This window comes from Streptomyces camelliae, from assembly GCF_027625935.1.
Taxonomy (GTDB): domain Bacteria; phylum Actinomycetota; class Actinomycetes; order Streptomycetales; family Streptomycetaceae; genus Streptomyces; species Streptomyces camelliae.
This window is the reverse complement of the sequence record NZ_CP115300.1, coordinates 8,645,606-8,671,525: the sequence shown is the minus strand read 5'-3', so window position 1 is coordinate 8,671,525 and position 25,920 is coordinate 8,645,606. Positions and strand designations below refer to the sequence as shown.

22 protein-coding genes and 1 pseudogene are annotated in these 25,920 nt (G+C 70.5%); 3 read left to right on the top strand and 20 right to left on the bottom strand.

Annotated elements, in window-relative coordinates:
• Window positions 1–11 precede the first annotated feature (11 nt).
• The 10 genes from O1G22_RS39830 to betA form a co-directional block, all read right to left on the bottom strand.
• Window positions 12–1,244, bottom strand: coding sequence for a sarcosine oxidase subunit beta family protein (locus O1G22_RS39830; RefSeq protein ID WP_225094650.1), 1,233 nt, complete (start codon window positions 1,242–1,244; stop codon window positions 12–14).
• Window positions 1,241–2,527 carry a serine hydroxymethyltransferase gene (gene glyA / locus O1G22_RS39825; RefSeq protein ID WP_270085769.1) on the bottom strand — a complete coding sequence of 429 codons (1,287 nt, stop codon included), beginning with the start codon at window positions 2,525–2,527 and terminating at the stop codon, window positions 1,241–1,243. The genes O1G22_RS39830 and glyA overlap by 4 nt, the downstream gene beginning before the upstream one ends.
• Window positions 2,524–3,384, bottom strand: coding sequence for a bifunctional methylenetetrahydrofolate dehydrogenase/methenyltetrahydrofolate cyclohydrolase (locus tag O1G22_RS39820; RefSeq protein WP_270085768.1), 861 nt, complete (start codon window positions 3,382–3,384; stop codon window positions 2,524–2,526). Before O1G22_RS39820 ends, glyA begins: the two co-directional genes overlap by 4 nt.
• A 22-nt stretch (window positions 3,385–3,406) precedes the next feature.
• A complete protein-coding gene (locus O1G22_RS39815; RefSeq protein WP_270085767.1) occupies window positions 3,407–5,845 on the bottom strand; it encodes a GcvT family protein in 2,439 nt (812 codons plus the stop codon).
• A 206-nt stretch (window positions 5,846–6,051) separates the two neighbouring features.
• Entirely contained in the window at window positions 6,052–7,017 is a 966-nt protein-coding gene (locus O1G22_RS39810) for an ABC transporter substrate-binding protein (RefSeq protein WP_270085766.1), read from the bottom strand.
• 13 nt (window positions 7,018–7,030) lie between these two features.
• A complete protein-coding gene (locus O1G22_RS39805) occupies window positions 7,031–9,007 on the bottom strand; it encodes an ABC transporter permease (RefSeq protein WP_270085765.1) in 1,977 nt (658 codons plus the stop codon).
• Window positions 9,007–10,098, bottom strand: coding sequence for a quaternary amine ABC transporter ATP-binding protein (locus O1G22_RS39800; RefSeq protein ID WP_270085764.1), 1,092 nt, complete (start codon window positions 10,096–10,098; stop codon window positions 9,007–9,009). The genes O1G22_RS39805 and O1G22_RS39800 overlap by 1 nt, the downstream gene beginning before the upstream one ends.
• Window positions 10,099–10,118: 20 nt before the next feature.
• Entirely contained in the window at window positions 10,119–11,588 is a 1,470-nt protein-coding gene (locus tag O1G22_RS39795) for an aldehyde dehydrogenase family protein (RefSeq protein ID WP_270085763.1), read from the bottom strand.
• Window positions 11,589–11,697: 109 nt separating this feature from the next.
• On the bottom strand, window positions 11,698–12,534 hold the full coding sequence (locus O1G22_RS39790; RefSeq protein ID WP_270085762.1) for a methylenetetrahydrofolate reductase: 837 nt from the start codon (window positions 12,532–12,534) through the stop codon (window positions 11,698–11,700).
• A 3-nt stretch (window positions 12,535–12,537) separates the two neighbouring features.
• The gene (betA, locus tag O1G22_RS39785) at window positions 12,538–14,208 is read right to left on the bottom strand and encodes a choline dehydrogenase (RefSeq protein ID WP_270085761.1); all 1,671 of its coding nucleotides are present in this window, start codon (window positions 14,206–14,208) and stop codon (window positions 12,538–12,540) included.
• A gap of 152 nt (window positions 14,209–14,360) precedes the next feature.
• On the opposite strand from betA, the gene O1G22_RS39780 reads away from it, so the two are divergent.
• Window positions 14,361–15,158: an IclR family transcriptional regulator gene (locus O1G22_RS39780; protein WP_270085760.1), complete on the top strand. Its 798-nt coding sequence runs from the start codon at window positions 14,361–14,363 to the stop codon at window positions 15,156–15,158.
• Window positions 15,159–15,229: 71 nt separating this feature from the next.
• Here the strand turns inward: O1G22_RS39780 and O1G22_RS39775 are convergent, their stop codons facing one another.
• The 7 genes from O1G22_RS39775 to O1G22_RS39745 all read right to left on the bottom strand — a co-directional run bounded on the left by O1G22_RS39775 (window position 15,230) and on the right by O1G22_RS39745 (window position 22,160).
• Window positions 15,230–16,363 (bottom strand): aromatic ring-hydroxylating oxygenase subunit alpha, encoded by a 1,134-nt coding sequence (locus O1G22_RS39775; protein WP_270085759.1) that lies wholly within the window; start codon window positions 16,361–16,363, stop codon window positions 15,230–15,232.
• Window positions 16,364–16,493: 130 nt separating this feature from the next.
• Complete coding sequence (locus O1G22_RS39770; RefSeq protein ID WP_270085758.1) at window positions 16,494–17,663, bottom strand: NAD(P)/FAD-dependent oxidoreductase; 1,170 nt, start codon at window positions 17,661–17,663, stop codon at window positions 16,494–16,496.
• Complete coding sequence (locus O1G22_RS39765; protein ID WP_270085757.1) at window positions 17,660–18,022, bottom strand: bifunctional 3-phenylpropionate/cinnamic acid dioxygenase ferredoxin subunit; 363 nt, start codon at window positions 18,020–18,022, stop codon at window positions 17,660–17,662. The genes O1G22_RS39770 and O1G22_RS39765 overlap by 4 nt, the downstream gene beginning before the upstream one ends.
• A 269-nt stretch (window positions 18,023–18,291) precedes the next feature.
• Window positions 18,292–18,924 (bottom strand): MBL fold metallo-hydrolase, encoded by a 633-nt coding sequence (locus O1G22_RS39760; protein ID WP_270085756.1) that lies wholly within the window; start codon window positions 18,922–18,924, stop codon window positions 18,292–18,294.
• Window positions 18,924–20,009, bottom strand: a complete 1,086-nt coding sequence (locus tag O1G22_RS39755; RefSeq protein WP_270085755.1) for an S-(hydroxymethyl)mycothiol dehydrogenase — start codon at window positions 20,007–20,009, stop codon at window positions 18,924–18,926. Before O1G22_RS39755 ends, O1G22_RS39760 begins: the two co-directional genes overlap by 1 nt.
• Before the next feature lie 185 nt (window positions 20,010–20,194).
• Window positions 20,195–20,959 carry a class I SAM-dependent methyltransferase gene (locus O1G22_RS39750; protein ID WP_270085754.1) on the bottom strand — a complete coding sequence of 255 codons (765 nt, stop codon included), beginning with the start codon at window positions 20,957–20,959 and terminating at the stop codon, window positions 20,195–20,197.
• 115 nt (window positions 20,960–21,074) lie between these two features.
• On the bottom strand, window positions 21,075–22,160 hold the full coding sequence (locus O1G22_RS39745) for a Glu/Leu/Phe/Val dehydrogenase dimerization domain-containing protein (protein ID WP_270085753.1): 1,086 nt from the start codon (window positions 22,158–22,160) through the stop codon (window positions 21,075–21,077).
• Window positions 22,161–22,272: 112 nt separating this feature from the next.
• Between O1G22_RS39745 and O1G22_RS39740 the strand changes: the two genes are divergently transcribed.
• Window positions 22,273–22,737 (top strand): Lrp/AsnC family transcriptional regulator, encoded by a 465-nt coding sequence (locus O1G22_RS39740; RefSeq protein WP_270085752.1) that lies wholly within the window; start codon window positions 22,273–22,275, stop codon window positions 22,735–22,737.
• A 91-nt stretch (window positions 22,738–22,828) separates the two neighbouring features.
• On the opposite strand, the gene O1G22_RS39735 is transcribed toward O1G22_RS39740, so the two are convergent.
• The gene (locus O1G22_RS39735; protein WP_270085751.1) at window positions 22,829–23,584 is read right to left on the bottom strand and encodes a dynein light intermediate chain family protein; all 756 of its coding nucleotides are present in this window, start codon (window positions 23,582–23,584) and stop codon (window positions 22,829–22,831) included.
• A gap of 306 nt (window positions 23,585–23,890) precedes the next feature.
• Between O1G22_RS39735 and O1G22_RS39730 the strand changes: the two genes are divergently transcribed.
• Window positions 23,891–25,015: a glycosyltransferase gene (locus O1G22_RS39730; protein ID WP_270085750.1), complete on the top strand. Its 1,125-nt coding sequence runs from the start codon at window positions 23,891–23,893 to the stop codon at window positions 25,013–25,015.
• A gap of 45 nt (window positions 25,016–25,060) precedes the next feature.
• Here the strand turns inward: O1G22_RS39730 and O1G22_RS39725 are convergent.
• Both O1G22_RS39725 and msrA read right to left on the bottom strand, forming a co-directional pair.
• Window positions 25,061–25,201, bottom strand: a pseudogene (locus tag O1G22_RS39725) (DUF6087 family protein); the annotation flags it as partial.
• A 13-nt stretch (window positions 25,202–25,214) separates the two neighbouring features.
• A complete protein-coding gene (gene msrA, locus O1G22_RS39720) occupies window positions 25,215–25,733 on the bottom strand; it encodes a peptide-methionine (S)-S-oxide reductase MsrA (protein WP_270085748.1) in 519 nt (172 codons plus the stop codon).
• Window positions 25,734–25,920 lie beyond the last annotated feature (187 nt).

Sequence of the window (25,920 nt, the reverse complement as noted above, 5' to 3'; positions counted from 1 at the left end):
GGTTCGGCTCCCTAGTGGGCCACCGCGGCCGCGCCGTGCTCGTCGACGAGCGCGCCGGTGGTGAAACGGTCGAGCGAGAAGGGGGCGTTGAGGGCATGCGGGGTGTCGTGCGCGATGGTGTGGGCGTACACCCAGCCGACGCCCGGCGTCGCCTTGAAACCGCCGGTTCCCCAGCCGCAGTTGAGGTAGAGGTTGTCGACCGGGGTGAGGCCGACGATGGGCGAGGCGTCGGGGCTGACGTCGACGATGCCGCCCCAGGTGCGCAGCACATGGGCGCGGGCGAACACCGGGAAGAGCTCCAGGGCGGCGGACATCTGCTCCTCGATGATGTGGAACGCGCCGCGCTGCGTGTACGAGTTGTACGCGTCGATGCCCGCGCCCATCACCAGCTCGCCCTTGTGCGCCTGGCTGACGTACACGTGGACGGCGTTCGACATGACCACCGTGGGGTGGACCGGCTCCAGCAGCTCGGAGACGAGGGCCTGCAACGGGTGGCTCTGGAGCGGGAGTTCGATGCCCGCCATGGCGGCGAGGACCGAGGTGTGGCCGGCCGAGCACAGGGCCACCTTGCCGGCGGCGATGGGACCGAGGCTCGTCTGTACGCCGACCACCCGGCCGTCGACCACGTCCAGCCCCGTGACCTCGCAGTTCTGGATGATGTCGATGCCGGCCGCGTCCGCGGAGCGGGCGAAGCCCCAGGCGACGTAGTCGTGCTTGGCGATGCCGGCGCGCGGCTGGTAGGTGCCGCCGAGGACCGGGTAGCGCACGTCGGGTGAGATGTTGACGATCGGGCAGACCTCTTTGACCGCTTGCGCGTCGAGCCACTCGGCGTCGACCCCGTTGAGCCGGTTGGCCTCGACCCGGCGCACGCTGTCGCGGACGTCCTGCAGGCTGTGGGCGAGGTTCAGCACACCGCGCTGGGAGAAGAGGATCGGGTAGTCGAGCTCCTCCTCCAGCCCCTCCCACAGCTTCAGCGCGTGCTCGTAGATGCCCGCGCTCTCGTCCCAGAGGTAGTTGGAGCGGATGATCGTGGTGTTGCGGGCCATGTTGCCGCCCGCGAGCCAGCCCTTCTCCAGGACGGCGACGTTGGTGATGCCGTGGTTCTTCGCCAGGTAGTGGGCGGTGGCCAGGCCGTGTCCGCCGCCGCCCACGATCACCACGTCGTACGACCGCTTCGGCTCGGGGGTGCGCCAGAGCCAGTCCGGGTGGTCGGGGAGGTCGGCGCCGGGGGTGCGGGGGCTCATCGGGCGTCTCCTGAGGTGCCGGAAAGGTGCGGATAGAGCGGGTGCTTCGCGGCCAGCGCCGCGGTGCGGGCGCGCAGCGCGGCCACGTCCGGCTCGGGCTGGAGGGCCAGCGCGATCACGTCGGCGACCTCGGCGAAGTCCGCCTCGGTGAAGCCCCGGGTGGCCAGCGCCGGCGTGCCGATGCGCAGGCCGGAGGTGACCATGGGCGGGCGCGGGTCGAAGGGGACGGCGTTGCGGTTGACGGTGATGCCGATCTCGTGCAGCAGGTCCTCGGCGTGCTTGCCGTCGAGTTCGGAGTCCCTCAGGTCCACGAGGACGAGGTGGACGTCCGTGCCGCCGGTCAGGACCTTCACGCCGGCCGCGGCCGCGTCGGGCCGGGTCAGGCGCTCGGCGAGGATGCGGGCGCCGGCGAGGGTCCGGGCCTGGCGCTCGGCGAACTCGGGCGATGCGGCGACCTTGAAGGAGACCGCCTTCGCGGCGATGACGTGCTCCAGCGGGCCGCCCTGCATCCCGGGGAACACCGCCGAGTTGATCTTCTTGGCGAGGTCGGCGTCGTTGGTGAGGATGACGCCGCCACGGGGACCGCCGAGGGTCTTGTGCGTGGTGGTGGTGACCACATGGGCGTGCGGGACGGGGCTGGGGTGCAGTCCGGCGGCGACCAGGCCCGCGAAGTGCGCCATGTCGACCATGAGGAGGGCGCCGACCTCGTCGGCGATCCGGCGGAAGGCCGCGAAGTCCAGCTGCCTCGGGTACGCCGACCAGCCCGCGATGATCATCTTGGGGCGGTGTTCCTTGGCGAGCCGCTCCACCTCGCCCATGTCGACGAGGTTGTCCGCCTCTGAGACGTGGTACGGCACGACATTGAGCATCTTGCCGCTGTAGTTGATGCGCATGCCGTGGGTGAGGTGACCGCCGTGCGCGAGGTCGAGCCCGAGGATGGTGTCGCCGGGCTTCAGCAGAGCGAAGAAGGCGGCGGTGTTGGCCTGGGCGCCCGAGTGCGGCTGGACGTTGGCGAAGCCCGCGCCGAACAGGGACTTGATGCGTTCGATCGCCAGCCGCTCGGTGACGTCGACGTGTTCGCAGCCGCCGTAGTAGCGGCGCCCGGGGTAGCCCTCGGCGTACTTGTTGGTCGCGACCGAGCCCTGCGCCTCCATCACGGCGGTGGGCGCGAAGTTCTCGGAGGCGATCATCTCCAGGGTGGACTGCTGGCGGTGCAGCTCGGCCCGGAGGGCTTCGTGGACCTCGGGGTCCAGCTCGGCAAGGGGCGTGTTCAGCGCGTTCATGCGGAGTTCGCGTTCCTCTCGGCGGCCTCGACGACGTTGGCGAGCAGCATCGCCCGGGTCATGGGTCCCACTCCCCCGGGCATCGGTGCGAGCCATCCGGCGACCTCGGCGGCCTCCGGGTGGATGTCGCCGACGAGTCCGTGCTCGGTGCGGGTGATGCCGACGTCCAGGACGGCCGCGCCGGGGCGCAGCATGTCCTTGGTGATCAGTGCGGGCGAGCCGGCCGCCGCGACGACGATGTCCGCCTCGCGTACGTGCCAGGCCAGGCCCTTGGTTCCGGTGTGGCAGAGGGTGACGGTGGCGTTCTCGGAGCGGCGGGTGAGCAGCAGTCCGATCGGCCGTCCGACGGTGATGCCCCGGCCGACGACGCACACGCGCGCTCCGGCGAGCGGCACGTCGTAGCGGCGCAGCAGTTCCACGATGCCGCGTGGGGTGCAGGGCAGCGGGGCGTCGACGCCGAGGACGAGCCGGCCCAGGTTGACCGGGTGCAGTCCGTCGGCGTCCTTGGCGGGGTCCATGCGGGCGAGGACGGCGTTGGTGTCCAGGTGGCGCGGGAGCGGGAGCTGGACGATGTAGCCGGTGCAGGCCGGGTCGGCGTTGAGTTCGTCGATGACGTCCTCGACCTGCTGCCGGCTTGCGTCGGCGGGCAGTTCGCGGCGCAGGGAGGCGATGCCCACCTGTGCGCAGTCGCGGTGCTTTCCGGCGACGTAGGCGCGGCTGCCGGGGTCGTCGCCGACCAGGACGGTGCCAAGGCCGGGCGGGCGGCCGGTGGTTGCGGTCAACTTGGCCACACGTTCGGCGAGTTCGCGCCGGATGTCGGCGGCAGTGGCCTTGCCGTCAAGCAGTTGTGCGGTCACCGGTGGTGTTCCTTCCCCTGGGCTAGCCACGGAGGCGGGACATGGTCGGGTCGAACAGCGGCTCCTCGGCCACGACCGCCTCGATGCGCTGGTCGAAGTAGCCGATGTGCACCGTGGTGCCGGGGGTGGCCAGCTCCGCCGGGAGCCAGGCGTAGGCGATGCCCTTGCCGACGGTGTAGCCGTAGGCGGCGCTGGTGACGTACCCGACGGCGCGGTCACCGTCGTACACCGGCTCCTTGCCCATGACGACGGCCTGCGGGTCGGCGATGGTGAGGCAGGACAGCCTGCGCCGTACGTCCGCCTTGCGGCGCTCCAGCGCGGCCTTGCCGACGAAGTCGCCCTTGTCGAGCTTGACGGCGAAGCCGACGCCGGCCTCGTAGGGGTCGTGCTCGTAGGTCATGTCGGTGCCGAAGGAGCGGTAGCCCTTCTCCAGGCGGAGGCTGTTGAAGGCGCCGCGGCCGGCGATGATGCCGCCGAGCGGCTGGGCGGCCGCCCAGAGGGTGTCCCACAGCTTCTGGCCCTGGTCGGCGGTGGTGTACAGCTCCCAGCCGAGCTCGCCGACGTACGACAGACGCATCGCCGTGACCGGGACGCTGCCGATGTAGGCGCGCTTGGCGCGGAAGTACTTCAGGCCGTCGCCCGAGAAGTCCTCGTCGGTCAGGGGCTGCAGCACCTCCCGGGCGAGCGGGCCCCACAGGCCGATGCAGCAGGTGCCGGCGGTGATGTCGCGGACCTGGACCGTGCCGTCGGCGGGCAGGTGGCGGGTGAACCAGTCGAGGTCGAGGTTGCCGTTGGCGCCGACCTGGAAGAGGTCGCGGGCGAGGCGGGCCACCGTGATGTCGCTGCGGATGCCGCCGTCCCGGTCCAGGAGCAGGGTGTACGTCACCGAGCCGACGGACTTGGCGACCTTGCCGGTGACCAGCCCTTCCAGGAAGTCGGCGGCACCGGGGCCGCTGACCTCCAGGCGCTTGAGGGCCGTCATGTCGTACATCGCGACCGTCTCGCGGGTGACCTGGGCCTCGGCGCCGACGATGGGCGACCAGTAGCGTGCGGCCCAGTCGTTGGGGGTGGGGATCGAACGGCCCTCGACCAGCCCGGCATTCGCCTCGTACCACTGCGGGCGCTCCCAGCCGTTCGCCTCCAGGAAGAACGCGCCGTGTTCCTGCTGGCGGGCGTAGAAGGGGCTGGTGCGGATCGGGCGGGGCTTCCCGGTCGGCTGGAGGGGGTGGAGGATGTCGTAGACCTCGACGAAGTTCTGGCAGTCGCGGGCCAGGACGTACTCCGGGGACAGCTGGTGCGGCTCGAAGCGGTTGACGTCGCACTCGTGCAGGTCGAAGGAGGAGCAGTGGCCGTCGACCAGCCACTCGGCGACGGCCCGGCCGACGCCCGCGGAGTGGGTGACCCACACGGCCTCGGCGACCCAGAAACCCTTGACGTCCGGGGACTCGCCGAGCAGCGGGTAGCCGTCGGTGGTGAAGGAGAACAGGCCGTTGATGCCCTCCTCGACCTTGGCCTCGCCTGTCGAAGGGAGCAGGGACTGCGTCTCGGTCCAGGCGTCCTCGAAGTCCTCCTCCGTGAACTTCAGGACGGAGGGCATCTGGTCGGCCTCGTCCACGGAGAGGATGTCGTCGGCGGAGACGGGCATGGGCCGGTGGCCGTAGTAGCCGATGCCGAGGCCGTCGTAGCGGTCGCGGTAGTAGAGGTCGGCGTCCTGGTGGCGCAGGATCGGGCGGACCGCCTCCTCGGTCTGGCCTGCGAGGGCGGGGACCGGCCCGGTCCAGGCGAGCTGGTGGGCGAGCGGGGTGAGGGGCAGGTTCATCCCGACCATACGGGCGATCTTCGGGCCCCAGATGCCGGCGCAGCACACGACGATGTCGGCGGGCAGCTCGCCCTGGTCGGTCACCACGCCGGTGACGCGGCCCTCGCTCTGCTGGATGCCGAGGACCTCGTGCCGGGCGAGGAAGCGCACACCGCGCTCGGTGGCCCGGCGGATCTGGGCCTCGACGGCGAGGACGGCCTTGGCGAGACCGTCGGTGGGGATGAACAGGCCGCCGAGGATCTTGTCCCGGTCGACCAACGGGTGCCGCTCCACGCATTCGTCGGGGCTCAGCAGCTGCGCCTCGATGCCCCAGGCGGTGATCCAGCCGTGCCGGCGGTGCAGCTCGGCGAGGCGCTCGGCGGTGGTCGCCACCTCCAGGCCGCCGACCTGCAGGAAACAGGGCTTGCCGTCGACGTCGAGGGAGCAGAACTTCTCGACGGTGTAGCGCGCCAGCTCCGTCATGGTCTTCGAGGGGTTCGTCTGGAAGACCAGGCCCGGAGCGTGCGAGCTGGATCCGCCCGTGGCCGGGAGGGGGCCCTGGTCGACCACGGTCACCTCGGTCCAGCCGCGTGCGGAGATCTCGTCCGCCAGGGCCGCTCCCACGACGCCCGCTCCGATGATCACCACTCGGGGTCCCGCCATCGCCCAACCTCCGAACTTGAAACCGGCCTAGTTGCTTTCTGCGCAACTCGATTCAGGTTGCGCAACTCAATGTGCCCGCCGCCAGGAGGGGTGTCAAGGGGGCGGTGACATCGGAGAACGGGCCGGAAGACGGCAACGCCCGGCAGGCGGTGCGCACAGGTGCACACCGCCTGCCGGGCGTCCTCAGCGGCCCTTTCCGACCTGTGCTACTTCAGCCAGGCATCGACCTTGTCGCGGTTCGCGTCGACCCACTTCTTGGCCGCCGCGTCGTCCGACATCTTGTCCACCGCGATGTACTTGGCGACGGTGTTCTGGTCGTCGTTGGTCCAGTGGAAGTTCTTCACCAGGTTGTATGCCGGACTGCCCGACTTGGCGAACTGCGCGCTGACGATCTTGTCCAGGTCGTACACGGGATAGTCGCAGGCCACCTTCGCCGCGTCGGCGTCGCAACCCGTCGTGTAGCTGGGCAGGTTGACCTTCACCAGGGGCACCTCGGACATGAACCACTGGGGCTCGTAGAAGTAGCCGATCACCCACTGCTTGTTCTTCTCGGCCGTCCGGTAGGCCTGGATGAGCGCGGTCTCGCTGCCCGCGTACACCACCTTGAAGTTCAGCTTCAGATTCTTGACCAGGGCCGCGTCATTGGTGACGTAGGAGGGGTCGCCGTCGAGCAGCTGGCCCTTGCCGCCCGACTCGGAGGTCTTGAAGTTGTCGGCGTACTTGTCGAGGTTCTTCCAGTCGGTGATGTCCGGGTGCGCCTTGGCCAGCCACGGCGGAACGAACCAGCCGATGACGCCCTTGTTGCCGGTCGAACCCGCCTCCACGGCCGTCTTCTGGCCGGTGATGTACTTCTTCTTCAGATCGTCGTGGCCCCAGTTCTCCAGGACGGCGTCGACCTCGCCGGTCCCGAAGCCCTGCCAGGCGATCTCCTCCTTCAGGTCCTTCTTCTGGACCGTACAGCCGAGGTCGTGCTGCGCCACGTACGCGACGACCGCCGCGTCCGCCTCGTAGCCCACCCACGGGTTGACGGCCAGGTTGAAGGTGCCGCACTTGCCGCCCGAGGACTTCGCGCCCGCGGAGGTGCTGTCGCCGACCTTCGCCCCCGAGCAGGCCGTGAGGGTGAGGCCGAGGACGGCCAGGCCGGCCGCGCCGGCTCGCCAGTGTTGTGCCATGGTGTCGTGCTCCTTATGCCCTGGTGCGTCGTGCCGCAGCCTGAGTGATCCGGTCGAACATGACTCCCAGCAGTACGATGGCGAGCCCCGCCGCCAGCCCCTTGCCGTACAGCTGTCCCTGCGAGAATCCGGCCACGACGTCGTAGCCGAGGGCGCCGGCCCCTACCAGGCCGCCCACCACAACCATCGACAGCACATAGATCAGGCCCTGGTTGGTCGCCAGTGTCAGGGCGCTGCGTGCCATCGGCAGCTGAACCTTGGTGATGATCTGCCAGGTGTTGCACCCGGCCGAGGTGGCCGCCTCCACGGTCGTCTCCGGCACGTTCCGCACCCCGTCCGCGATGATCTTGATGGCGACGGGCGCCGCGTAGACGACGGCCGCGACGATCGCGGTGAACCGGGTCGCGCCGAAGAGCGCGAGGAACGGCACGAGGTAGACGAACGGCGGCATGACCTGTGCGGCGTCCAGGGTGGGTCGTATCAGCCGGTCGACGAGCGCGCTGCGGCCCATCCACACGCCGAAGACGACACCGAACAGCATCACCAGCACCGTGGCCACGGCGGTCGAGGCGAGGGTCGTCATGCCGTCCGACCACACGCCCGTACCGACCAGCAGACCGACGCACACGGCGGCCGTCACCGCGGCCCAGCGGCCGCCGAGCACGGCGCCGAGCGCGACCAGGGTGACGCCGACGAGCCACCACGGGGAGTCGGTCAGCAGGGTCTGGAACGGGTTGAGCAGACCGTTGGTGATGGCGTCCCGCAGGGCGTTGGTCAGGCCCGAGAGGTGGTCCTGGAGCCAGGTGGTCGTGGTGTCGGCCGCGCTCGCGATGTGGCTGCCGGTGCTGCCGCTGCCGGGGAACTCGGCCGCCCAGACGTAGGTGTGGGACAGGTAGACCAGGACGGCGACCGCGATCCCGCCCGCCGCCAGCAGCGGCCGGCGCCACTTCAGCAGGCCGTCGCCGGTGCGCCGGGCCGCCTCGGTGCGCGCGGCCGCCGCCGTGGTGACCCGGTCGAGCACGATCGCCATGACGACGATGGCGAGACCGGCGTTGAAGGCGGTGCCGACGTCGAGGGACTGCAGGGCCTGTACGACGGTCTTGCCGAGGCCGGGCGCGTCGATCAGGGCGGCGATGGTCACCATGGCCAAGGCGGCCATGATGGTCTGGTTGACGCCCATGACGACCGTGCGCTTGGACATCGGCAGCAGCACCTTGAGCAGTTGCTGGGTGCGTGTCGTGCCGAGCGAGTCCGCCGCCTCGACGGTGGTCTCGGGCACCGAGCGGATGGCGTGCGCGGTGATGCGGATGGCGGGCGGTGCCGCGTAGATCACCGTGGTGATCACCGCCGAGGCCCCGCCGATCAGGAAGATCAGGGTGAGCGGGGCGAGGTAGACGAAGGTCGGCATCGTCTGCATGAAGTCCAGGAAGGGCGTCATGATCCGGTTGAACCGGTCGGACAGTCCGGCCCACACGCCGAGCGGGATGCCGATGAGCAGCGCCACGATGACGGCCGACAGGGTCAGCGCCAGGGTGTCCATGCTCTCCTGCCACAGGCCCTGGAGCCCGAAGAAGGTGAAGCCGGCGACGGCCAGCAGGGCGACCCGCCAGTTGCCCACGGCCCAGGAGACATAGCCCGTGATGCCGACGACGCCGAGCCAGCCGATCTGCGGGACGGGCCGGGTGCCGGTGGGCTGGGAGATCAGGGACTGGACGAAGGTCACCAGGTTGTCGATGACCAGCCGGATCTCGTTGAAGAAGTACAGGAAGATCGGGTTGGAGTTGCGGTTGGCCCCGATGCTGTCGTTGAGGTCGTTCAGCCAGCGGTGCAGACCGGTGAGGTCGGCCGCCGCGAGGGTCAGCGTCTGCCGGCCGCGCAGCAGGGCGAAGAGCACCAGCCAGGCGATCAGGATGCCCGCCACCACCATGGGGCGGCTGACCTTACGGCGCAGGGTCGCGACCGGCGCGGTCGCGTCGGCGGCGACAGCCATCACGCACCGCCTTCCTGACCTGCGACGACGGCGAGGATCTCCTCGTCACCGACGATGCCGAGCAGCTTGCCGCCCTCGACGACCTTGACCGGCTTCTCGGCGGCAAGGACGGCACGGGTGGCCTCGCGCACCACGACGTCCGGCCCCAGCTCGGGCCCGTCGAGGGCGTCTTCGGGCTGCGCGGGGCGCATGATCCAGCGCAGGGTGAGCACGTCGCCGCGCGGCACGTCCTTGACGAAGTCGCGTACGTAGTCGTCGGCGGGGGCGCCGACCAGTTCGTCGCCGGTGCCGCACTGGACCATCTTGCCGTCGCGCATGATCAGGATGCGGTCGCCCAGTTTGAGGGCCTCGGAGAGGTCGTGGGTGATGAACACCATGGTCTTGCCGACCTCGTGGTGCAGCCGGATGACCTCGCTCTGCATGTCGCGGCGGATCAGCGGGTCGAGCGCCGAGAAGGGCTCGTCGAAGAAGAGGACGTCGGGGTCGCCGGCGAGGGCGCGGGCGAGTCCGACGCGCTGCTGCATGCCGCCGGAGAGCTGGTCGGGGTAGGAGTTCTCGTAGCCGGCGAGGCCCACGAGTTCGACGGTCTCCAGGGCTCGCTTGACGCGTTCGGCCTTGCCCATCCCCCGGATCTCCAGGCCGAAGGCCACGTTGTCGACGACCTTGCGGTGCGGCAGCAGCCCGAAGTGCTGGAAGACCATGGAGAACTTGCTGCGCCGCAGTTCGCGCAGCCGCCGGGGGTCGGCGTCGCGGATGTCCTCGCCCTCGAAGACGATCTCACCGGCGGTGGGTTCGATCAGCCGGGTGAGACATCGCACCAGGGTGGACTTGCCGGAGCCGGACAGGCCCATGACGACGAAGACCTCGCCGGGCGAGACCTCGAAGTTCACGTCCCGTACGGCGGCGGTGCATCCGGTGCGGTCCATGAGCTCGCGGCGGGTCAGTCCGCACAGCTCCGCGGAGCCCGGCACCTGGTCGGCCTTCGGCCCGAACACCTTCCACAGCCGGCGCACGGAGATGACCGGCGTGCGGTCCTGGGGGTCCTGGGACGTGTCGCGCCGCTGCGACACCTCGGTCTGTGCTGGGGTCACGATCGGCCTCTTTTCGGCGTTCAGCCGCGGAACCAGTGCTGCGGCCGGGGTTGGATGTTCTGCCAGACATGCTTGGGCTCCCGGTATTCGTCGAGGCCCGTCGGCCCCAGCTCACGGCCCACACCGGAGTGCCCGAAACCACCCCACTCCGCCTGCGGCACATAGGGGTGGTAGTCGTTGATCCACACGGTGCCGTGGCGCAGCCCGCGGGCGACCCGCTGCGCCCTGCCCGCGTCCTGTGTCCACACGGCCCCCGCGAGGCCGTACTCCGTGTCGTTGGCGATGCGGAGGGCGTCGTCCTCGTCACGGAAGCGTTCGACGGTGAGCACGGGTCCGAAGGACTCCTCGTGCACCACACGCATGTCCTGCCGGCACTCGTCCAGGACGGTCGGCGGGTAGTAGAAGCCGCTCGCCAGCGCGGGCTCGGCGGGACGTGCGCCGCCGCAGCGCAGTACGGCGCCCTCGGCGAGGCCGGCCGCGACATACGCCTCGACCTTCTCCCGGTGCTGTGCGGAGATCAGCGGCCCGGTCTCGGCCTCGGGGTCGAAGGGACCGCCCAGCCGGATGAGCCGGGCCCGGCGTACGACCTCGTCGACGAAGGCGTCGTGCAGGGAGTCCTCCACGATCAGCCGGGCGCCGGCCGAGCAGACCTGCCCGGAGTGCAGGAAGACGGCGGTGAGCGCGAAGTCGACGGCGGTCTCGAAGTCGGCGTCGGCGAAGACGACGTTCGGATTCTTGCCGCCGAGTTCCAGCGCGACCTTCTTCACCGTCGCCGCGGCGGTCGCCATGATGTGCCGCCCGGTCTGCAGGCCTCCGGTGAAGGACACCATGTCCACGGCCGGGTCCTCGGCCAGCGGTGCGCCCGCCTCGGCTCCGGCGCCCAGGACGAGGTTGGCGGCGCCGGCGGGAAGGCCGGCCTCCTCCAGCGCCTTCATCAGCAGGATCGACGTGGAGGGCGTCAGTTCGCTGGGCTTGAGGACGACGGTGTTGCCCGCGAGGAGGGCCGGGGCGACCTTCCAGGAGGCCTGGAGCAGGGGGTAGTTCCAGGGGGTGATCAGTCCGCAGACGCCGACGGGTTCGTAGGTGACCCGGCTGAGGGCGTCGTCGCGGCCGGTGTCGACCACCCGGCCGGCGCTGGTGCCGGCGATGCCGCCGTAGTAGCGGAAGCAGGAGACGACGTCGGCGATGTCGTACTCGCTCTCGACCAGGCGTTTGCCGGTGTCGAGGGACTCGGCGCGGGCGAACTCCTTCGCGTCGCGTTCGAGGATGTCGGCGGTGCGCAGCAGCAGGGCGCCGCGCTCGCGCTCGGGGGTGTGCGGCCAGGGGCCGTCGTCGAAGGCCCGCCGGGCCGCGGCGATCGCCGCCTCGGTGTCGGGGCGGGTGCCCTCCGAGACCGTCGCGACGAGCGTGCCGTCCGCCGGACAGCGGATCTCCCGGTGACCGCCGGCCACCGGATCACGCCATTTTCCGGCCACATACAGATCTGCCACAGCCCGCGCCCTTCACATGAAGTCGTTGCGCATTGTGCACTGCATTGCTTGTGGTGGAACACCCTGGCCGAATGAGCCGACGCCGTCAAGGGGTCGGCAGCTGCCGGTTTCAGGTGTCCAGCCGGTCCAGCACCGCTCGCCGCCAGCGCTCCGTCTCGGCGATCTGGTTGAAGGTGAACAGGTGCAGACCGGCCACCCCCGCCGACGGCCTCGCGAACACCTCGGCGCCACGGTCGAGCAGGCGCTCCGGCACATATCCGCCGGGGGTCGCGAACCGCAGGAACCACGACGCGTGCTTGGTGAGAAAGCGCGTCGACTCCCCCACCCCGATCTTCGTCGCCATGGCCAGCAGCTTGGCCCGCTGCACCGGCCCCGCGACGCCGACGTACACGGGCAGGGTGATGTCACGGCGCCGGATCCGGGTGATCCAGTCGCCGAGCACGCGCGGGTCGAAGCACAGGTTGCTGACGATGTACGTGGCGTGCGCCCGCTTGTCCCACATCGACTGGATGGTGAGGTCGTCGTGGATGAGCGGATGGCTCTCCGGATAGCCGGTGATCCCCAGCTCCCCGAAGGGCCTGCCCAGCTCGCTCAGCCGGCGCAGCACGGGCAGGGCCGCGTCGTACGGCCCGGCCGGCGGGTCGGCATCGCCCGCCGGCACGAACACGTCGTCCACGCCCGCCGCCCGCAGCCGCTCGGCCACGTCCTTCAGGTGTGCGTCGTCCCGCAGTAAGCGTGCGGGCACATGCGGGGCGACCCGGTACCCGTGCGCCGCGAGCCGCTCGGTCAGGCCGAGTGTCGGCTCCAGCCCCTTGACCGGCGACGCCGTGACCGTGACCACGACGTCGCGGGGCACATGGGCGAGGACCTTCTCCTCCGTCGCCTTGGCCGGGAGCACCTCGTAGCGGACGCGGCCGAGCAGCGACCGCAGCGTCTCGGCGGCCATCGCCTACCCTGCCTGTTTCTGGGCGTCGCGGTGCCGGTAGTACGCGGCCTTCGAGGGCTCCAGCGGCTCCTTGCCGAGGATGAGGTCGGCCGCCTTCTCGGCGATCATCATCACCGGGGCGTAGATGTTGCCGTTGGTGACGTAGGGCATCACCGACGCGTCCACGACCCGCAGGCCCTCCACGCCGTGCACGCGCATGCTGGCCGGGTCGACGACGGACATCTCGTCGGTGCCCATCTTGCAGGTGCAGGACGGGTGCAGGGCGGTCTCGCCGTCCTTGGCGACCCAGGCGAGGATCTCCTCGTCCGTCTCCACGGACGGGCCGGGCGAGATCTCGCCGTCGTTGTAGGGGGCGAGCGCGGGCTGGTTGAGGAGCTTGCGCGCGACCCGGATGGCCTCGACCCACTCGCGGCGGTCCTGCTCGGTGGAGAGGTAGTTGAAGCGCAGGGCCGGGTGCTCGCGCGGGTCCTTGCTCTTGATCTTCACGGAGCCGATGGCGTCGGAGTACATGGGTCCGACGTGGACCTGATAGCCGTGGCCGCCGGCGGGCACGGAACCGTCGTAGCGGACCGCGATGGGCAGGAAGTGGAACATCAGGTTGGGGTAGTCCACGTCCTCGTTGCTGCGGCAGAAGCCGCCGGCCTCGAAGTGGTTGGTGGCGGCCGGCCCCTTCCTGAACAGCCACTGCAGGCCGATGAAGGGGGCCCGCCACTTCGCCAGGTACGGCTGCATGGAGACGGGCTGCTTGCAGGCGTACTGGATGTACACCTCCAGGTGGTCCTGCATGTTCTCGCCGACGCCGGGCAGGTCGTGGACGACGTCGATGCCGAGGGCGGACAGCTCGGCGGCGTTGCCGACGCCGGAGAGCTGGAGCAGCTGCGGCGAGTTGATCGCGCCGCCGCACAGGATGACCTCACCGGCGCGGACCTGCTGGGGTGCGCCCCGGCCGCGCCGGTACTCGACGCCGACCGCCCGCTTGCCCTCGAAGAGGACCCGGGTGACGAGGGCGCGGGTGGTCACGTCAAGGTTCGGCCGCTTCATGGCGGGCTTGAGATACGCCTTCGAGGCCGACAGCCGGCGCCCCCGGTGGACGTTGCGGTCGAACTTGGCGAATCCTTCCTGCCGGTAACCGTTGACGTCGTCCGTGGGGGCGTAGCCCGCCTGCTGGGTGGCCTTGAGGAAGGCGGTGAACAGCGGGTTGGTCGCCGGGCCGCGTTCCAGGACGAGGGGTCCGTCATGACCGCGGAACTCGTCGTCCGGGTCGGCCGCCAGGCAGTTCTCCATCCGGCGGAAGTACGGTAGGCAGTGCGCGTAGTCCCAGGTCTCCATGCCGGGGTCGGCCGCCCAGCGCTCGTAGTCCATGGGGTTGCCGCGCTGGAAGATCATGCCGTTGATGCTGCTGGAACCGCCGAGCACCTTGCCCCGGGCGTGGTAGATGCGCCGCCCGCCCATGTGCGGCTCGGGCTCGGACTCGTACTTCCAGTCGTAGAAGCGGCTGCCTATGGGGTAGGTGAGAGCCGCGGGCATGTGGATGAAGACGTCCCAGGGGTAGTCGGAGCGGCCCGCCTCCAGGACGAGCACCCGGTTTCCGGGGTCGGCCGAGAGCCGGTTCGCCAGCGCACTGCCGGCCGATCCGCCGCCGACGATGACGAAGTCGTAGTGAAGAGGAGCCATGTGTCGCCTCGTCTCGCTTGCGCCGTCGATATGCGCGGCATGCTAGTACGGTGCCGCAATGTGCACCAGGTTGCGAACAACGCAACTTGTAAGATCTTTGTTCACACCGCGTTACTTGCAGGCCCGTTGTTTACTGCGCGTATAGTTCCGCTATGAGCAACTACAGTCCGGATACCGAAACGAACGGGTCGCCGTCCGGCGGAGTGCAGTCCGTCGACCGGGCGATCAGCGTCCTGGAGATCCTCGCCCAGCGTGGCGAGGCGGGCGTGAGCGAGGTGGCCGCCGAGATCGATGTGCACAAGTCCACCGCGTTCCGTCTGCTCGGCGCCCTGGAGGCGCGCGGCCTGGTGGAGCAATCGGGCGAGCGGGGCAAATACGCGCTCGGCTTCGGCATCGTACGCCTGGCGGGCGCCGTCACGGGACGTATCGACATCACCCAGCAGGGCCGGCCGGTGTGCGAGCGGCTCGCCGAGGAGATCGGCGAGACGGTCAACATCGCCGTGATGCAGGAGCACTACGCGATCAACCTGTACCAGGTGCGCGGTACGGCCGCCGTCACCGCGCACAACTGGGTCGGCCAGCTCACCCCGCTGCACGCCACCTCCAGCGGCAAGATCATGCTGGCCCACCTGCCCGCCAAGGAGCGGGCCGCGCTGCTGGCGGAGGCCGGCCTGAAGAAGCTGACCCCGCACACGATCTCCTCGAAGGCGAAGCTGGAGAAGAACCTCGCCGAGGCCCGGGAGCGCGGTTACGCCTGGACCCTGGAGGAGCTGGAGATCGGGCTGCACGCCATGGCGGCACCGATCCGGGACCGGGAGGGCCAGGTCATCGCGTCGATCAGCGCCTCCGGGCCGTCGTACCGGTTCACCGAGGAGCGCATGCACGAACTGGCCCCCGCGCTCGTCAAGGGCGCGGAGGACATCAGTCACCGGATGGGATACCTGGGCTGAGCGCGCACGGCACGACCGCCGTACGGCCCGCGTTCGCCCCCCACGCGGGCCACGGGCGTCCCTCCTCCGGGTCACTCCGGCCGGGGCGTACCGAGCCGCTCGTTCACCCAGTCGTGGAAGGCACCGATGTGGTGCTCGCTGGGCACCAGGACACCGCCCTTGGCGTAGAGCCGTGAGCTCATGCCCGGCTGGGTGCGCTCACAGGCGTCGAAGTCCTGGCGGTTGACCCGGTCGAAGAGCTCCACGGACCGGCTGACGTCCTTGCCGCTCTCCACGACGTGCGGCAGGTAGAGCCAGTCGCACTCGACGATCGTCCGGTTTGCGGCCACCGGGTACATCCGGTGGAAGATCACATGGTCCGGCACCAGGTTGATGAACACCTGCGGCTTGACGGTGATCGCGTAGTAGCGGCGGTCCTGGTCCTCGGACACACCCGGAATGCGGTCCAGGCCCTCGGAGCCGTCCACCGTGAAGCCCTGGATGTCCGTGCCGAACTCGGCGCCGTGGCCGACGTAGTACTGGGCGGCGTAGCCGTCGGCGAACTCCGGAAGGACCTCGGTGAGTTCGGGGTGGATCGTGGCGCAGTGGTAGCACTCCATGAAGTTCTCGATGATGAGCTTCCAGTTGGCCTGCACGTCGTAGGTGATCCGCCGGCCCACCGAGAGGTTCTCGATGCCGTAGCGTTCGATCGACTCGACGTCGCCGAGCCGCTCGACGACGGCCCCGATCACGTCCTCCTCGAAGGAGGGCGGGTTCTCCGCGAGGCAGACCCAGACATAGCCGAGCCATTCCCGCACGGCAACGCTCACCAGGCCGTACTCGGTCCGGCCGACGTCGGGCATCTTGGTGAGGTTGGGCGCCGCGACGAGCTTGCCGTCGAGGTCGTACGTCCAGGCGTGGTACGGGCACTGGAAGGCGCGCTTGACCTCGCCGGTGTCCTCGGTGCAGAGCTTGGCGCCGCGGTGCCGGCAGACGTTGAAGTAGGCCCGGATCGACTTGTCCCGGGCGCGGGTGACGAGGATGCTCTCGCGGCCCACGTCGACGGTGCGGAAGGCGCCGGGCTTCGCCAGTTCCGACGAGCGCGCGACACAGAACCACATCGTCTCGAAGATGCGCTCCTGTTCCTGGGCGAAGATGCCGGGGTCCGTGTAGGCGGAGCCGGGGAGGGTGGCGATCAGGCTGTCCGGCAGGCTGGTCGAGGTCACGGTGCACTCCTCGGGAAACGTCGTGGATCGATGGGTCACGCGCCGGGAAGAGCGGCTTCGCAACGGCGTGGTGCAGGGAGCGGCACTGCGTTTCAGGCGCAGCGCAGCATGAGGTGCCGCATGAGGGGCGTCAAGAGGCTGTCGCCGCGGAGGTGAGCTGTTTGCGCCAGCGGGTGAACAGCCGCGGCTGATTCATCCCGAGCACGGCGACCGGCCGGCCCGCGCGCCGGTAGACGGCGAGGAAGCTGCGGTCGCCGGTGGAGCCTTCCTCCACCGTCACGTCGTCGGCCCCGGCGGCGTGGCCGGCGAACTGGATCCGCACGCCGTACTGGTCCGACCAGAAGTACGGCGGCCGGGGCACACCCGGCTCGACGGCACCGCCCGCGAGGAGCGTGGCGACGGCGGAGTCCGGCCGTTCCAGCGCGCCGGTCCAGTGCTCGACCCTGCGGTGGGCTCCGGTGTGCGGGTCGTACCAGTTGGCGCAGTCGCCGACGGCGACCACCCCGGCCAGCGTCGTACGGCCGTCGGCGCCGCACTTCACGCCGTTGTCGAGGGCGACGCCGGAGCCTTCGAGCCAGTCGACGCAGGGCCGCGCGCCCACGCCGACGACGACGATGTCGGCGGGCAGGGTGCGGCCGTCCTCCAGGAGTACGGCGTCCACGCGCCGCTCGCCGCCGAGCCCCTTGACCCCGACACCGCACAGCAGCCGTACGCCGTGATCCGTGTGGAGGGCGGAGACGATGCCGCCCATGGCCGGGCCGAGCGGTCCGGCCAGCGGGGTCGGCGCCGCCTCGACCACGGTGACGTCGAGGCCGAGGGCGTACGCCGTGGCGGCGACCTCGGCGCCGACGAAGCCGCCGCCGATCACCACCAGCCGCCCGCCCAGGGCGAGTCCGTCGCGCAGGGCGCGGGCGTCGTCCAGGGTGCGCAGCACATGGACGCCGGCGAGGCCCTCGGTGCCGGGCAGGGTGCGGGCGGCCGCGCCGGTGGCGATGACCACCCCGTCGGCGCGGATCTCCCGGCCGTCGGCGAGCCGGATCGCCCGCTCGGTGCGGTCGAGTCCGGTGGCGCGGGTGCCGAGCACCCACTCCGCCTGGAGGTCCTCGTCGTCCCGCTCCAGCGCCAGTTCGGCCTCGCCGATCGCACCGGCCAGGAACTCCTTGGACAGCGGCGGCCTGTCGTACGGGCGGTGCGGTTCCTCGCCGACGAGGACCAGGCGGCCGTCGTAGCCCCGCTTGCGCAGCGAGCGCGCGGCCGACAGGCCGGCCAGCGAGGCGCCTACGACGGCCACGGTCCTCACGCGGGGCCTCCGGCCAGGCGGGCCGAGATGCACGGCGGAAGGTTGGGGGCCTGCGCGGAGAGCCGCACATAGATCATGCCGTCCTCCACGACGACCTCGTGGGTGCGGACCGGCAGCTTGGCCGGGGGCGCGTCCACGGCCCCGGTTCTCAGGTCGAACTTGGAGGCGTGAAGAGGACACTCCACCTCACAGCCCTCCAGCCAGCCGTCGGCGAGCGACGCGTCCTGGTGGGTGCAGGTGTCGTCGATGGCGAAGAGCTCGCCGTCGTCGGTGTGGAACACCGACACGGGAGGCTCGATGTCGAGCCGGTGGGCCTCGCCTCGCGGCAGATCCGCGAGACGGCACGCGGGAATCATCATGACACCTCGGTGCGTATAGCGAAACGGATTGCGATTAGCGCAACGTCAGTCTGCTGGCGGCGCTGAAGGCTTGTCAAGGCGTCGGAAGGCCGGGTTGCGCGGGCTTCGCCGGCGGTGTTCCGGGCACGCCGAAGCGCCTGCGAAGGCGCAGGTCAACAAAGGGAACAGGCAGGGAGACAGGCATGCCCCACGGGACGCCGACGGCCCTGCCGGCGGTGCCGTCCACGCGGGTCCGTCACCGGGGCAGGGCCGCTCCTTCGCCGAGGCGGTCAGAAGCCGCGGTCGATCCACTCCTGCAGATGCGGTGCCTCGGCGCCGATGGTGGTGGTGTCGCCGTGACCGGTGTGCACGACGGTGTCGCCCGGCAGGGCGAGGAGGCGTTCGCCGATCGAGCGGATGATGGTCGGGAAGTCGCTGTACGACCGTCCCGTGGCACCCGGCCCGCCGGCGAACAGGGTGTCGCCGCTGAAGAGCGCGGAGAGCCGCGGCGCGTACAGGCACACGGCGCCGGGGGCGTGGCCCGGGGTGTGCAGCACGGTCAGCTCCGCTCCCGCGACCGTGAGGGGCTGCCCGTCGGTCAGCTCGGCGTCGGGCGCCCGGTCGGGGTGGGTCTGCTTCCACAGCTCCAGATCGTCGGGATGCAGCAGGATCGGAGCTCCGGTGCGGGCGGCGAGCTCGGGCGCGGCGTCGATGTGGTCGTTGTGCGCGTGGGTGCACACGATCGCCCGCAGGGCACGTTCGCCGAGGGCCTGGAGGATCGCGTCGGCGTCATGGGCGGCGTCGATGACGATCGCCTCGGTGTCGTCGCCCACGATCCACACATTGTTGTCGACGTCCCAGGTGCCGCCGTCCAGCGAGAACGTCCCCGAGGTGACGAGGCGTTCGATGCGAGCGCCCGGCATCAGAAGACCACCACCGAACGCAGCACGTCGCCGTGGTGCATCCGCTCGAAGGCCTTCTCCACGTCGTCGAGCGCGATGGTCTCGGTGACGAAGGCGTCCAGGTCGAGGCGGCCCTGGAGATAGAGGTCGATCAGCATCGGGAAGTCGCGGGAGGGCAGGCAGTCGCCGTACCAGGACGACTTCAGCGCCCCGCCCCGGCCGAAGACGTCCAGCAGGGGCAGCTCCAGTTTCATCTCCGGGGTCGGCACGCCGACCAGCACCACGGTTCCGGCGAGGTCACGGGCGTAGAAGGCCTGCCGGTACGTCTCCGGGCGGCCCACCGCGTCGATCACGACGTCGGCGCCGAACCCTCCGGTCAGCTCGCGCACCGCGTCGACCGCGTCGGCCTGCCTGGAGTTGACGGTGTGGGTCGCACCCAGCTTCGTCGCCGTGGCGAGTTTGCGGTCGTCGATGTCCACCGCGATGATCTTCGCCGCACCCGCGAGGCCGGCCCCGGCGATCGCCGCGGCACCCACGCCGCCGCAGCCGATCACGGCGACGGTGTCACCGCGGCCGACGTTGCCGGTGTTGATGGCCGCGCCGAGGCCCGCCATCACACCACAGCCCAGCAGCCCGGCGGCAGCGGCCGAGGCGGCCCGGTCGACCTTCGTGCACTGTCCCGCCGCGACGAGGGTCTTCTCGGCGAAGGCGCCGATACCGAGGGCCGGGGACAGCTCCGTGCCGTCGGTCAGGGTCATCTTCTGCTTGGCGTTGTGCGTGTTGAAGCAGTACCAGGGCCGCCCGCGCAGACAGGCCCGGCACTGGCCGCACACCGCACGCCAGTTGAGGATGACGAAGTCACCGGGGGCCACGTCCGTGACGCCCTCGCCCACCGCCTCCACCACTCCCGCCGCCTCATGGCCCAGCAGGAACGGGAAGTCGTCGCTGATGCCGCCCTCGCGATAATGCAGATCGGTGTGGCAGACACCGCAGGCCTCGATCTTGACCAGCGCCTCGCCCGGACCGGGGTCGGGCACGACGATCGTCTCCAGACTGACAGGGGCGCCCTTGCTCCGCGCGACGACAGCACGGACCTGCTGAGTCATGGCCACTCCTCGGCTGACAGAAGGTCGAGATGTTGCCTATTACGGCACGCATCTCGTGTTTCGCAACACAGCATCGCGGAGGTCGAAGCAGCGGTCAAGGATCCGTCGCGCGGTTGTCCGCCACCGCCGACGTGGACGAGCCCCGGGAGCGGCCGGCTCCCGGGGCTCGTCGCCTCGAAACCGGATCAGGGCTTCACCGCGTGCAGGATCCGCATGCCCCTGGAGTCGGCCGTCTCCCGGCGGACGTCCAGCCCCGCCGCCCGGCACTGTCCGGCCAGCCAGGGCGGTGCGATGCGGAGCTTGGGGTAGCTGCTCGCCCGCTGCCGCCAGGAGCCGTCGACCCGGGTGTGCAGCAGGTCGTGGACGATCACGGTGTCCTCGTCGCGGTATTCGAGGAAGCAGGTGAGCAGCCGGTCGTCGCTGCTGCGGACCGGGATGAAGCGGTCCGTGCCGTGCAGTTCCACCGTCAGATCGCGGTAGGTGAGCACGAGGTGACCGCCCGGAGCGAGCACGCGGCTGATGTCGCCGAGCAACGCGGGCACGTCCGACCTGGCGGGCAGATGGGGAAGCGTGTCCCCCATGCACACGACGGTCCTCACCGTGCCCGGCTCGCTCACCTCGGGCAGAGCGGTACGGATGTCGCCGTGCACCGGACGGACGGCACCGGAGTCCGGGACGTGCGCGAGGAGTTCGTCGAGCAGAGCGCGGCTGGTGTCCACCGCGATCACCGGGGAGAAGCCCAGCCGGAGCAGCGCCAGCGTCTGCGCGCCGGAACCGCAGCCCAGGTCGACGGCCGTGCCACCGCTCTCGGCACCGGTCAGCCCGAGGTCGGCGAGCAGCGCGGCCTGCCGGTCCGCGGCCGCCTGGATGTCACCGCCCAGCATCCAGGTGTAGTGCTCGGCCAGCAGCCGGTCGTAGTGGCCGACGGCGGTGCCCGTGTCGGTGCTCATAATCCTCCATGGTGTCTCGTCACCGACCCCTGTGCGGTGTGGGTTTCGGCCAGGCCCGGCGCACCTCCTGGCCGGATGCGTACTGTTCCTGGACTTACGGATGCCGGGCCTGGGCTCATGCGTGCTGTTCCTGGGCCGGCGGGCGCTGGGCCACGGGTCGGCCGGCCGGGCCGGACGCGGCGCCCAGCCGGCGCCGGGCCAGCTCGCCGGCCGCCTGGGCCGGGCTCTGGCCGCGGGACCGCGCGGTGTCCAGCAGGTCGTCGACGGTCCGCTCGATGGCGTCGACCCGTGCACGCGCCTCGTCGGCGGTGAGGCGGTGGAGTTCGACGCTGACGGCGTGGATGACTCCGCCCGCACTCGCGACGTAGTCCGGCACCCAGACGATGCCGCGCTCGTGCAGCAGTTCGGCGGCCTCGGGCGTGGCGAGCTGGTTGTTGGCCGGCCCGACCACGGCGCGGCAGCGCAGGTCCGCCACGGTCTGCCGGTCCAGGACGGAGCCGAGGGCGGCGGGGACCACGATGTCCACGTCCGCGCCGAGGATCTTCTCGGGTGCGGCCCAGACCGCCCCGAGTTCCTCGCCGATCGTCCGCTTGTCCGGGTCGATGTCGGTCACCGTCAGGGCGGCGCCCTCGGCCGCGAGCAGGCGGGCGAGCGCGGCGCCGACGCGGCCCAGCCCGGCCACGGCGACCGTACGGCCCGCCAGGCTCGGCGTGCCGTACAGCCGCCGGCTCACGGCGCGCAGAGCGGCGAACGCGCCCTGTGCGGTGTGCGGGGAGGAGTCGCCGCTGCCGCCCTGATGTGCCGGCCGGCAGAACACATGGGGGGTGATCTCCCCGATCACGGCCATGTCGTCGGGGCCGGTCCCGACGTCCGGGCCGGTGGCGTAGGCACCGCCCAGCGAGGCGATGACGTCGGCCACGTCGTGCAGCACATCGCGGTGCCGGGCGGCGTCGGGCTTCGTGCCCTGCGGCAGGGCCACGACGGTCTTGCCGCCTCCGCTGGGCAGCCCGGCCACGGCGAACTTCGACGTCATCGCCGATGACAGGCGAAGGGCGTCGTCGAGGCCGTCCCGCCAGTCGCGGTAGTGCCAGAGCCGCAGGCCGCCGGCCGCCGGACCGAGTGCCGTCGAATGCACCGCCACGATCACCGGCAGCCGGGAGCGCCGGCCGGTGCGGATCACGACCTGCTCGTGTTCGAGCATGAGCCTGCCGTCCTTTCGTTCGTCCGGTGTGACGACCTGATCCTGCATGAATGCCTGGATGGATGGGCTCTCCACCGAACGTTTGGCCGCGGATGCGCTACGGTCGTCGGCCATGGACGAACTTGATTCGGCGATTGTCCGGCTTCTCCAGACAGATGCGCGGCAGTCCAATCGTGAACTCGCCCGGCAGCTCGGCATCGCCCCCTCGACGTGTCTGGAGCGGGTGCGGGCGCTGACCCGCCGTGGCGTCATCCGCGGCTACCACGCCGACATCGACCCCGCCGCGCTCAACCGCGGTGTCCAGGCACTCGTGTCGGTTCAGGTGCGCCCGCTCAGCCGCGTCGTCATCGACGGCTTCAAGACCTTCGCCAGTGGTCTGCCGGAAGTCCTGCACGTCTTCGTGCTCTCCGGCGGGGACGACTTCCTCCTCCATGTCGCCGTGCAGGACCTCGACCACCTGCACGCCTTCCTCACCGACCGGCTCAGCAAGCGCGGGGAGATCACCGGTTTCCGTACCTCGCTCATCTTCCAGCAGGTGAGCGACACCGCCCCGGTACGGCTCCCCGCCCCCGACTGACCGTCAGGCGGCGCGTCCGTGCGGGACAAGCGACGCAAGCCCCCTCCCTGCACGGGAGGGGGCTTGCTCGTGGCCGGGCGGGGCGAAAGCGTCACGGGACGACCGTGCCGCCGTTCGTCTGCATCGGGGCCGGCTGGCGGTTCACCTCGACCCACGGATTACTGGTGGCAGTACCGCAGTCGAGGGTGGCGGGATGGGTGCGGTTGTTCTCGGTGCAGGTGGTTTCCCAGATCTGCCCCGTCGTGGTGATGACGTCGATCCTGATCGGCTGATTGCCCTGATTGTGGGCGTTGATCGACACTCCACAGGGCGTGCCCTGGACCGGCCCCGACGGATAGCCGGTGTGGGTGCTGAGGTCGGTCCACAGGAAGTTGTGGAGCTCGTTCATGCGCAGGTCGCGGACGCCCGCGTATGTGCGTCCGCCGCTCACCGCGGCCCGTAGTTCGAAGTCGCTGGAGTCCTGCTGGGCGTCGATGTCCGTGCAGGGACCCGTGGGGCCGGTGGGACCCGGCGCACCCGTCTCGCCGCGCGGACCGGTCGGGCCCGTCGGACCTGTCGCGCCGCGCGGACCGGTCGGGCCCGTCGGTCCCGTGGCACCCTTGCAGTTCTTCCCGTGGTCCCCGCCGGCGGCGGTCGCGGCCGTCTTGTGGTGGCTGGGCTTGCATTCGTCGTCGCCGCCGTACCGCTGCACGGAGGGAGCGCGGTCGCTCATGGCGCGCGCGGCCGCCGCGGCGGGGGTGAGGACACCGGCCGCGAGGACCACCGTGAGGGAGGCCAGCATCCCGGCCTTCTTGAACCTGTCTCGGGCCAGTGGCCCGAAGTGGGACGTCCTGGGGTCAGGACTCATCGACATGCTCCTTGACTCGAAGCGGTCCGGGCGCTGCCCCGGACTCCAGTGCGAGAGTGGCCTGAACGCCGGGGAAGGACCGGCGGACACAACGAGAGCGCGCCGACTTGTCATTGGATCGGACTAGAGGACGAGCCGGCCGATGGGACCGGGCCGGCCCGAACCGGCCGGGCCCGGCCCCATCGGCCCCGGCTCCCGCCGCCCTCGGCCGACCGCACGGCCCGCGCACGGCCGAACGGGGCACCACCGTCCCCGTCCCGCGTGTGGCGCGGCGCCGCGCGATCGGCCCGTGCCACATTGGCCGCCGTGAAGCCGCAGACCCTGTGCCTGTGCATGATCGTCAAGAACGAGGCGCGCGTGATCGAGCGTTGCCTGGAGTCGGTACGGCCGCTGGTCGACACCTGGGTGATCTCCGACACCGGGTCCACGGACGGCACCCAGGACCTGATCCGGGAGGTGCTGGACGGCATCCCCGGCGAACTGGTCGAGGAGGAGTGGGTCGACTTCGGGCACAACCGCACCGGCAACATCCGCCGGGCCCGAGGCCGGGCCGACTACCTCCTCACCCTCGACGCCGACCATGTCCTGCGCCAGGACGCACCGCTGCCGAGGCTCACCGCGACGTCGTACATGCTCCGTTACGACACCCCCGGCACCCAGCACCGTTTCAAGCACCTCATGCGCGGTGACCTGGCCTGGCGTTACGAGGGGGTCACCCACGAGTACCCCTGCACGGACGCGCCCGACCTCCAGGAGAACCTCGACGCGCTGGTCATCGAGGACCACGCCGACGGCGGCTGCCGCGCCGAGAAGTTCGAGCGTGACGCCCGGCTGCTGCGCCGGGAACTCGTCCGCGACCCCGGCGATCCGCGCACCGTCTTCTACCTGGCCAACACCGAACGCGACCTCGGGCACACGGAGGAGGCCATCCGTCTCTACGAGCGCCGTGCGGCGATGGGCGGCTGGCCCGAGGAGGTGTACTGCGCGCTGCTGGAGTCCGGAGTCCTGCGAGCCGAGCGCACCGACGACTGGCCCGGGGCCATGGACGCGCTCAGCAGGGCCTGGGAGGTACGGCCCCAACGGCTGGAGGCCTGCTACGAGTTGGCGTCCCGGCTGCGGGTGCAGGGCCGGTACCGCACCGCTCACGCCCTGCTCGCCCGGGCGGTCGGCCGGCCCGAGCCGGACGACCTGCTGTTCACCCGGTCGTGGGTGTACCGGTGGGGGCTGCTGTTCGAGTACTCCATCACCGCCCACTGGGTCGGCGAACACGCCGAGGCCGTACGCGCCTGCGACCGTCTGCTCGCTCTCCCGGACCTGCCCGACGGCATCCGCCAACAGGTCATCGCCAACCGGCGGTTCTCGGCACCGTACGTCACCGCCGTGCCCAGGCCGGCCCGTTCCAAGGCCCGCAAGAAGGGCTCCCGGCGCTGACGGGCTCGTACGCGGCCGGCGTCGATTCCTCCGCCCGCCGGTGGCTCAGCGCTCCCGGTCCTCGGCCGGCGACGACACCGACGGTCTCCCCTGCGTGCCGTTCCACCGCTGAATCACCCGAGGCGCGTCCGGCTCGGCATGCGCCGCACGATGCGGCCCCTCGGCGAGCGGCACCGCCCGCGGTTTCCCCTGCGCGGCGTCACAGGGCGGACGAGCCTCGACGCGGGAGCTTCCAGTTCGGCCGCGGGAAGTGGCAGGTGTAGCCGTCGGGGTAACGCTCCAGGTAGTCCTGGTGCTCGGGCTCCGCCTCCCAGAAGTCGCCCACGGGTTGCACCTCCGTGACGACCTTGCCCGGCCAGAGGCCGCTCGCCTCGACGTCCGCGATCGTGTCCAGGGCGACGCGGTGCTGCTCCTCGTCGGCGTAGAAGACGGCGGACCGGTAGCTGCGCCCGAGGTCGTTGCCCTGGCGGTCCTTCGTGGTCGGGTCGTGGATCTGGAAGAAGAACTCCAGGATGTCGCGGTAGCTCGTGACCGTGGGGTCGAAGAGGATCTCGATGGACTCGGCGTGGTCACCGTGGTCGCGATACGTGGCGTTCGGCGTGTCACCACCGCTGTAGCCGACGCGTGTGGAGACGACGCCCGGCTGCTTGCGGATCAGATCCTGCATGCCCCAGAAACAACCGCCCGCCAGCACGGCCCGCTCGGTTCCCACAGTCATCGGTCACTCCTGACACTCAGGCCCGGCACGGCAGTCGACGCACCGGCCATACGATCATCACATGGTGACCGCACGGAAATCAAACCGTTCTCACGCCGCATTCTTTCCGAACTCGAAAGGAATAAGTGCACATCAATTCGAATGGTTGAATCATGGTGTGGAATTCATCAATTTATCCCCATGGCAC

Bases quoted from the DNA above. Each gene is read 5' to 3' on its own strand.
- O1G22_RS39830 (WP_225094650.1), bottom strand. From the start codon at position 1,244: ATGAGCCCCCGCACCCCCGGCGCCGACCTCCCCGACCACCCGGACTGG.
- glyA (WP_270085769.1), bottom strand. From the start codon at position 2,527: ATGAACGCGCTGAACACGCCCCTTGCCGAGCTGGACCCCGAGGTCCAC.
- O1G22_RS39815 (WP_270085767.1), bottom strand. From the start codon at position 5,845: ATGGCGGGACCCCGAGTGGTGATCATCGGAGCGGGCGTCGTGGGAGCG.
- O1G22_RS39810 (WP_270085766.1), bottom strand. From the start codon at position 7,017: ATGGCACAACACTGGCGAGCCGGCGCGGCCGGCCTGGCCGTCCTCGGC.
- O1G22_RS39805 (WP_270085765.1), bottom strand. From the start codon at position 9,007: ATGGCTGTCGCCGCCGACGCGACCGCGCCGGTCGCGACCCTGCGCCGT.
- O1G22_RS39790 (WP_270085762.1), bottom strand. From the start codon at position 12,534: ATGGCCGCCGAGACGCTGCGGTCGCTGCTCGGCCGCGTCCGCTACGAG.
- betA (WP_270085761.1), bottom strand. From the start codon at position 14,208: ATGGCTCCTCTTCACTACGACTTCGTCATCGTCGGCGGCGGATCGGCC.
- O1G22_RS39780 (WP_270085760.1), top strand. From the start codon at position 14,361: ATGAGCAACTACAGTCCGGATACCGAAACGAACGGGTCGCCGTCCGGC.
- O1G22_RS39765 (WP_270085757.1), bottom strand. From the start codon at position 18,022: ATGATGATTCCCGCGTGCCGTCTCGCGGATCTGCCGCGAGGCGAGGCC.
- O1G22_RS39760 (WP_270085756.1), bottom strand. From the start codon at position 18,924: ATGCCGGGCGCTCGCATCGAACGCCTCGTCACCTCGGGGACGTTCTCG.
- O1G22_RS39755 (WP_270085755.1), bottom strand. From the start codon at position 20,009: ATGACTCAGCAGGTCCGTGCTGTCGTCGCGCGGAGCAAGGGCGCCCCT.
- O1G22_RS39750 (WP_270085754.1), bottom strand. From the start codon at position 20,959: ATGAGCACCGACACGGGCACCGCCGTCGGCCACTACGACCGGCTGCTG.
- O1G22_RS39745 (WP_270085753.1), bottom strand. From the start codon at position 22,160: ATGCTCGAACACGAGCAGGTCGTGATCCGCACCGGCCGGCGCTCCCGG.
- O1G22_RS39740 (WP_270085752.1), top strand. From the start codon at position 22,273: ATGGACGAACTTGATTCGGCGATTGTCCGGCTTCTCCAGACAGATGCG.
- O1G22_RS39735 (WP_270085751.1), bottom strand. From the start codon at position 23,584: ATGAGTCCTGACCCCAGGACGTCCCACTTCGGGCCACTGGCCCGAGAC.
- msrA (WP_270085748.1), bottom strand. From the start codon at position 25,733: ATGACTGTGGGAACCGAGCGGGCCGTGCTGGCGGGCGGTTGTTTCTGG.